This is a genomic window from Paracraurococcus ruber (genome assembly GCF_004353985.1).
Lineage (GTDB): Bacteria > Pseudomonadota > Alphaproteobacteria > Acetobacterales > Acetobacteraceae > Paracraurococcus > Paracraurococcus ruber.
This window is the reverse complement of record NZ_SMOA01000303.1, coordinates 1-6,114: the sequence shown is the minus strand read 5'-3', so window position 1 is coordinate 6,114 and position 6,114 is coordinate 1. Positions and strand designations below refer to the sequence as shown.

The following is a 6,114-nucleotide window of genomic DNA, read 5'->3' as shown; positions in this document are numbered from 1 at the left end:
GGCGCCTGGGTCTGGGTCGTCGCGGGCCGCGGTGCCGGGGCGGGCGCCTCCGGCCGCGCCGCCGCCGGCACGGCCGGCAGCAGCACCACCGTCACGCTCCGCTCCTCCGGCACCGCTCCGCGGGCGAAGGCGGCCCGGCGCGCCTCGGCGCGGATGCGGTCGCGGTCCAGGCCGAGCTTCGCCAGCGCCGCCGCCACCTCCCCGGCGCGCCTCGCCGCCAGCTGCAACCCGCTCTGTGCCCCGCCCTCCGCCGGTCCGGCATGGCCGAGGACGCAGAGGTTGCGCTCGGGCTCGCGCCTCGCCCGTTCCGCCGCCGCGGCCAGGTTGCTGCGGGCGGCCTCGCCCGGGGTGGCCGCGCCGCGGGTGAAGGGAATGGCGAAGACATCCTCCTCCAGCTGCTCGGCGCCGACGCAGGTGAAGGGGCGCGGCTGGGCCAGCGCGGCGCCGGGGGCCAATGCCGCCAGCAGGAGAAGGGCCGGAAGCATCAGGCGGCGGCCAGCAGGCCGGCCTCCCGCAGCCGGGCCAGCAGCGCCGCCGCGTCCACTGCCGGATGGGCGGCGCGCAACTCCGGCTCCGCCACGTCGGGGCGCGCCAGGATCCAGCCGGCCGCCTCCGCTTCCGGCGGCGCCAGCGGCAGGGCGCCCGTCGCGGTCTTCAGCACCCAGTCCGCGCCGCGCCGCACCGGCTTGGCACCGGGCGCCAGCACCTTGAAGGCGGGCGCGTCCTCCCCGCCCGTCGCTGCCGCTTCGGGCGCGGCCAGCCCGCGCGCCGCCAGCAGGTCGTTGCCGCCGCGGTCGAAGCGGTAGCCGGCGACGAACTGCTCCAGCGCCGCCATCACCTTCGGGTCGCGCGCCAGCTCCGCCAGCCGCTGCGCCAGCTGCTGCGCCCGGCTGGTCAGCGCGAATTTCGCTGCCGCCGAGCCGTCCTGCCGCGGCAGCGGCTTGCGGAACTCCACGTCGTAGAGGGCGCGCTCATGCAGGATGTTCAGCAGGTCGAGGCCGAGCGGCGCGTGCAGGCCGAAGGCGACATGCACGCTGGCCGGCGCCTCGGCCAGCGCGTCGTGGTACCAGCCGCGCGGCAGGTAGAGGATGTCGCCCGCCTTCAGCAGCACCTTCTCCCGCAGCCGGCCCTTCTGCTGTTCGTGCTGCGCCTGGCTTTCGGTGCGGAAGGCGGGATGCGGGATCGGCCAGTCGGCGCGGCCGTCCCAGACATTCCAGGTCTTCTCGCCCTCCACCTGCACCGCCCAGACATCATGCGTGTCGTAATGGGCGGGGAAGGCCTTGTGGCTCTGCCAGGAGATGTAGACATTACCCTGCGCCTTGCCGAGCCCGGCGGCTTCCAGCGCATGGGACACGGCGGCGAGGCCGGGCGTCAGGCTGTCCACGTCGTTCAGCACCACGCTGGCGCCCTTCGCCACCCAGTCCCGGATGCGCGCGGCCACCGGCTGCATCACCTGGTCGTTGTCGCGGCTGGTGGCGCGGGTGCAGTACTCCTCCGGCGCCACCGGCTTGCCGTCCAGCACCAGCTTGAGCGACTGGCTGGACCAGACATGCGTCATGTCCAGCAGGCGGTTGATCTGCCGCCAGGACAGGACATGGGCGAATTTCGCCGCGCCGCCGCGGATGTGCAGCGGCTTGCGGTCGTGGAACTCGGCGAAGAACTGCTCCGGCGGCATGGGCGCGAGCAGCTCGGCGAAGGTCATGCTCATGCCGGCAACCTACCCCGGATTGGCACCGGAGCAGAACGGCAATCCGTCGTGGCCCGGGCCCTGGCGGCGCGTCTCGCCTCCGGGTCCGGTCCCCCGGCACCGGCAACCGCGTGCAACGAAGCCGGTCCGGCCGGGTTGTGGCGGCGCTGCCGAGGCACGACCTCCCGCGGCACAGGGAGAACACGCCATGACGGACCTGGCCCCCATGGGCGACACCGCGCGCCAGGAATTGCTGCACACGGCGGAGGAGGCGCTGGCCCGCCTCGCCCCCGGCCTGCCGGCCGCCGCCACCCGGCTGCTGCACCGCCTGCATGCGGGGGTGCCGACCGCCGAGCTGGCCGCCATGCCGGCCGAGGCGGTGGCGGCCGCCGCGGCCAGCCTCTACGCCCTGGCCCTGCACCGCCCGCCGGGGGAGGCGCGGGTGCGCCTGCTGCCGCCCGGCCCCGGCCCGGGAGAGGCCGGCGGGCCGCATGCGGTGGCCGAGATCGTCACCGACGACATGCCCTTCCTGGTGGACAGCGCCCTCGGCGCCTTGGCGCGGCAGGGACGGGTGGTGCGGCAGCTGCTGCATCCGGTCCTGCCGGTGCGGCGGGATGCGGCCGGCCGGCTGCAGGCGCTGGACCCGGCGGAAGGCGGCGCCCCCGAGAGCTTCATGCGCATCACCCTCGGCGCCCTGCCGGCCGCGATGCTGCCCGGCCAGGCGCATGCCGCGCCGGATGACTGGCCGGCGCTGGAGGCGGCGCTGGCCCGCGCCATGCGCGATGTCCGCCAGGCCGTCACCGACTTCCCCGCCATGGCGGAGGCGCTGCGCGCCGCCGGGCAGGAAGTGGCGGCCGCCCCGGCCGGCGCCGAGCCGGGCGGCCCGGCCTTCCTGCGCTGGCTGGCCGAGGACAATTTCGTCCTGCTCGGCCACCGCCGCCTGTCGGTCTCGCCGGAAGGCGCGGTGGCGGTGGTGGCGGCCGACAATCTCGGCCTGCTGCGCGACGCCGGCCTGCCGGTCTTCGACGTGCTGCGCGACCCCGCGAACCTGCCGCCGGCGGTGCGCGCGGCGCTGAGCGAGGGCGCGCCGGTCTCGGTCGCCAAGGCCAACATGCGCAGCACGGTGCACCGGCCGCAGCATGCCGATGTGGTGGCGACTCGGATCTACGGGCCGGATGGGCGCGTCGCAGGCGGGCGGCTCTTCCTCGGCCTGTTTGCCGCCGCCGCCTACAACCGCAACCCGCGCAGCATCCCGATGCTGGCGGAGAAGGTGGGCCGCATCCTGACCGCAGCCGGGCTGGACCCGGAAGGGCATGACGGCCGCGCGCTGCGCAACATCCTCGACACCTGGCCGCGCGACGAGCTGTTCCAGGCGCCCGAGGGCGCGATCCTCGAGGGCGCGCGGCAGGCGCTGGACCTGCAGGTGCGGCCGCGCGCCGCGCTGGTGCTGCGGGAGGATCCCTTCGGCCGCTTCGTCTCGGCCATCGCCTGGCTGCCGCGCGACACCTTCGACACGCGGCTGCGGGAACGGATCGGCGCCATGCTGGCCCGCGCCTATGCCGGGCATCTCTCGGCCTTCTACATCATGATGGGCGACGCGCCGCTGGCGCGGGTGCACTACATCATCGGCACCACCCCCGGCCGGGTGCCGCAGGTGGATGCGGCGGCGCTGGAAGCGGCGATGGCCCAGGCCGCCCGCAGCTTCCCCGACCGCTTGGCGGAAGCGCTGGCAGCTGGCCGCGGCGAGGCCGGCGCGGCCCGCGCCCTGGCCCGCTGGCGGGATGCCTTCCCGCCCGCTTATCGCGACGGTGCGACGGGTGCGCAGGGCGCCGCCGACCTGGCGCTGGCCGAGCGGGCCCTGGAGTCGGGCCGTGCCGCCGCCACGCTGGACCGCCCGCCGGGCGCCGAGGGCCTGGTCCTGCGCCTGGCCAATCCCGGCGGGCCGCTGCCGCTGGCCGATGCCCTGCCGCTGTTCGAGAGCCTTGACCTGCGCGCCATCGAGGAGGTGCCGCACCGCCTGGCGCCGACCGAGGGCGGCGCGGTGGTGCTGCATGTCTTCGCCCTGGCCCCGGGCGCGGAGGCCGAATCGGCGCGCTTCCCCGACCTGCTGGCCGCCCTCTCGGCCCTGCTGGACGGCCGCGCGGAGGCGGACGGCTTCAACCGCCTGGTGCTGCGCGCCGGGCTGGATTGGCGGGAATGCTGGCTGCTGCGGGCGATGTATCGCTGGCTGAAGCAGGTGGGCTTCGCCTTCAGCCAGCCGGCGGTCGAGGCGGCGCTGGCCGCCCAGCCGCGTGCCGCCCGGCTGCTGCTGGACCTGTTCCATGCCCGCTTCGACCCGGACGGGCCGCGCGACGACGCGGCGCTGGATGCCGAATGGGCGGCGCTGCTGGATGGCGTGGCGAACCCGGACGAGGACCGGATCCTGTCCCGCCTGCGCACCCTGCTGGATGCGGTGCTGCGGACCAACTACCACCAGGACAAGCCCTGGCTGTCGCTGAAGATCGACAGCGGCGCGGCCGGGGAGATGCCGGCGCCGCGCCCCTGGCGGGAGATCTTCGTCCATTCGCCGCGGATGGAGGGCACGCATCTGCGCGCCGGCCCCGTCGCGCGCGGCGGCATCCGCTGGTCCGACCGGCGGGAGGACTACCGGACGGAGATCCTCGGCCTGATGAAGGCGCAGCGGGTCAAGAACGTCGTCATCGTGCCGACCGGCGCGAAGGGCGGCTTCATCCTGAAGCAGTCGCCGCCGGCGAGCGACCGCGAGGCCTTCCTGGCCGAAGGCATCGAGTGCTACCGCACCCTGGTCCGCGGCATGCTGGACATCACCGACAACCTCGCCGAGGGGCGGGTGGTGCCGCCCGAGCGCGTGGTGCGGCGCGACGGCGACGATCCCTATCTGGTCGTCGCCGCCGACAAGGGCACCGCCACCTTCTCCGACATCGCCAACGGGCTGTCCGTCGACCATGGCTTCTGGCTGGGCGATGCCTTCGCCAGCGGCGGCAGCGCCGGCTACGACCACAAGGCCATGGGCATCACCGCCCGCGGCGCCTGGGTGATGGTGGCGCGGCATTTCGCCGAGATGGGGCACGACATCTTCGCCCAGGAATTCCGCTGCGTCGGCGTCGGCGACATGAGCGGCGACGTCTTCGGCAACGGGCTGCTGGTCAGCCGGAAGACGAAGCTGGTCGCCGCCTTCGACCACCGCCACATTTTCCTCGACCCCGATCCGGACCCGGAGGCGAGCTACCAGGAACGCGCGAGGCTGTTCGGCCTGCCGCGCTCCTCCTGGGCGGACTACGACCCGGCGAAGATATCGGCGGGCGGCGGCGTCTTCCCGCGCACGCTGAAGACCATCCCGCTCTCGCCGCAGGTCCGCGCCGTGCTGGGCATCGCGGCGGAGCGCGCCGAGCCTGCGCAGGTGATGCAGGCGATCCTGCGCGCGCCGGTGGACCTGCTCTATTTCGGCGGCATCGGCACCTACGTGAAGGCCGCCGCCGAGAGCCAGGCTGAGGCCGGCGACCGTGCCAACGACGCCATCCGCGTCAATGGCGGCGAGATCCGCGCGAAGGTGGTGGGCGAAGGCGCGAACCTTGCGGTGACCCAGGCCGGGCGGGTGGACTACGCCCGCGCCGGCGGCCGCATCAACACCGATGCGCTGGACAACTCGGCCGGCGTCTCCACCAGCGACCATGAGGTGAACATCAAGATCCTGCTGGCCGATGCCGAGCGGAACGGGACGCTGACGCGCGTGCAGCGTGACGCGCTGCTGGCGAGCATGACGGATGAGGTCGCCGCACTGGTGCTGCGCGACAATGCCCAGCAGCACCTGGCCGTGACGCTGGAGACGCTGGCGGGCGCCGAGGCGCTGCCCGCCCAGGCCATGCTGATGGAACGGCTGGAAGCGGCCGGCGTGTTGGACCGCGCCGTCGCCGGCCTGCCGGATGCCGCCAGCATGCGCGCCAGGATCGCCGCCGGCGATGCCCTGACCCGGCCCGCCGTCTGCGCCCTGCTGCCGCTCGCCAAGCTTTGGCTGCTGGACGCGGTGGAGGACAGCGACCTGCCGGACGACCCGGCCTTCCTGCCGGTGCTGGCCGGCTATTTCCCGCGGCCGCTGCAGGACCGCTTCCCCGACCTGATCGACCGCCACCGCCTGCGGCGGGAACTGGTCGCCACCGCCATCGCCAATGAGGTGGCGAACCGCCTGGGTTGCGCCGGCCTGGCGCGGCTGGCGGCCGAAGCCGGACCCGCTGCGGCGGCGCGCGCCGCCTGGCTGGCGGGGGAGGGCTTCGGCACCCCCGCCGCGGCCGACGAGGCCGATGCCGCCATCGCGCCCGCCGGGCCGAAGCTGGAGGTGCTGCTGGCGCTGCGCCGCCTGCAGGAGGAGGCGGCGCAGGCGCTGCTGGGCGGCAGCGGCCCGATCGGCCCCG

At 74.9% G+C, this 6,114-nt stretch carries 3 protein-coding genes; 1 reads left to right on the top strand and 2 read right to left on the bottom strand.

Annotated elements, in window-relative coordinates:
* Positions 1-485, bottom strand: a 485-nt coding sequence (locus tag E2C05_RS27555; protein ID WP_158292404.1) for an OmpA family protein, incomplete at its 3' end; no start/stop codon positions are given.
* Positions 485-1,708, bottom strand: a complete 1,224-nt coding sequence (locus E2C05_RS27550; protein WP_133222852.1) for a cupin domain-containing protein — start codon at positions 1,706-1,708, stop codon at positions 485-487. The genes E2C05_RS27555 and E2C05_RS27550, both read right to left, overlap by 1 nt.
* Positions 1,709-1,895: 187 nt before the next feature.
* Between E2C05_RS27550 and E2C05_RS27545 the strand changes: the two genes are divergently transcribed.
* On the top strand, positions 1,896-6,114 hold a 4,219-nt coding region (locus tag E2C05_RS27545), incomplete at its 3' end, for an NAD-glutamate dehydrogenase (protein WP_133222851.1).

Bases quoted from the DNA above. Each gene is read 5' to 3' on its own strand.
- E2C05_RS27550 (WP_133222852.1), bottom strand. From the start codon at position 1,708: ATGAGCATGACCTTCGCCGAGCTGCTCGCGCCCATGCCGCCGGAGCAG.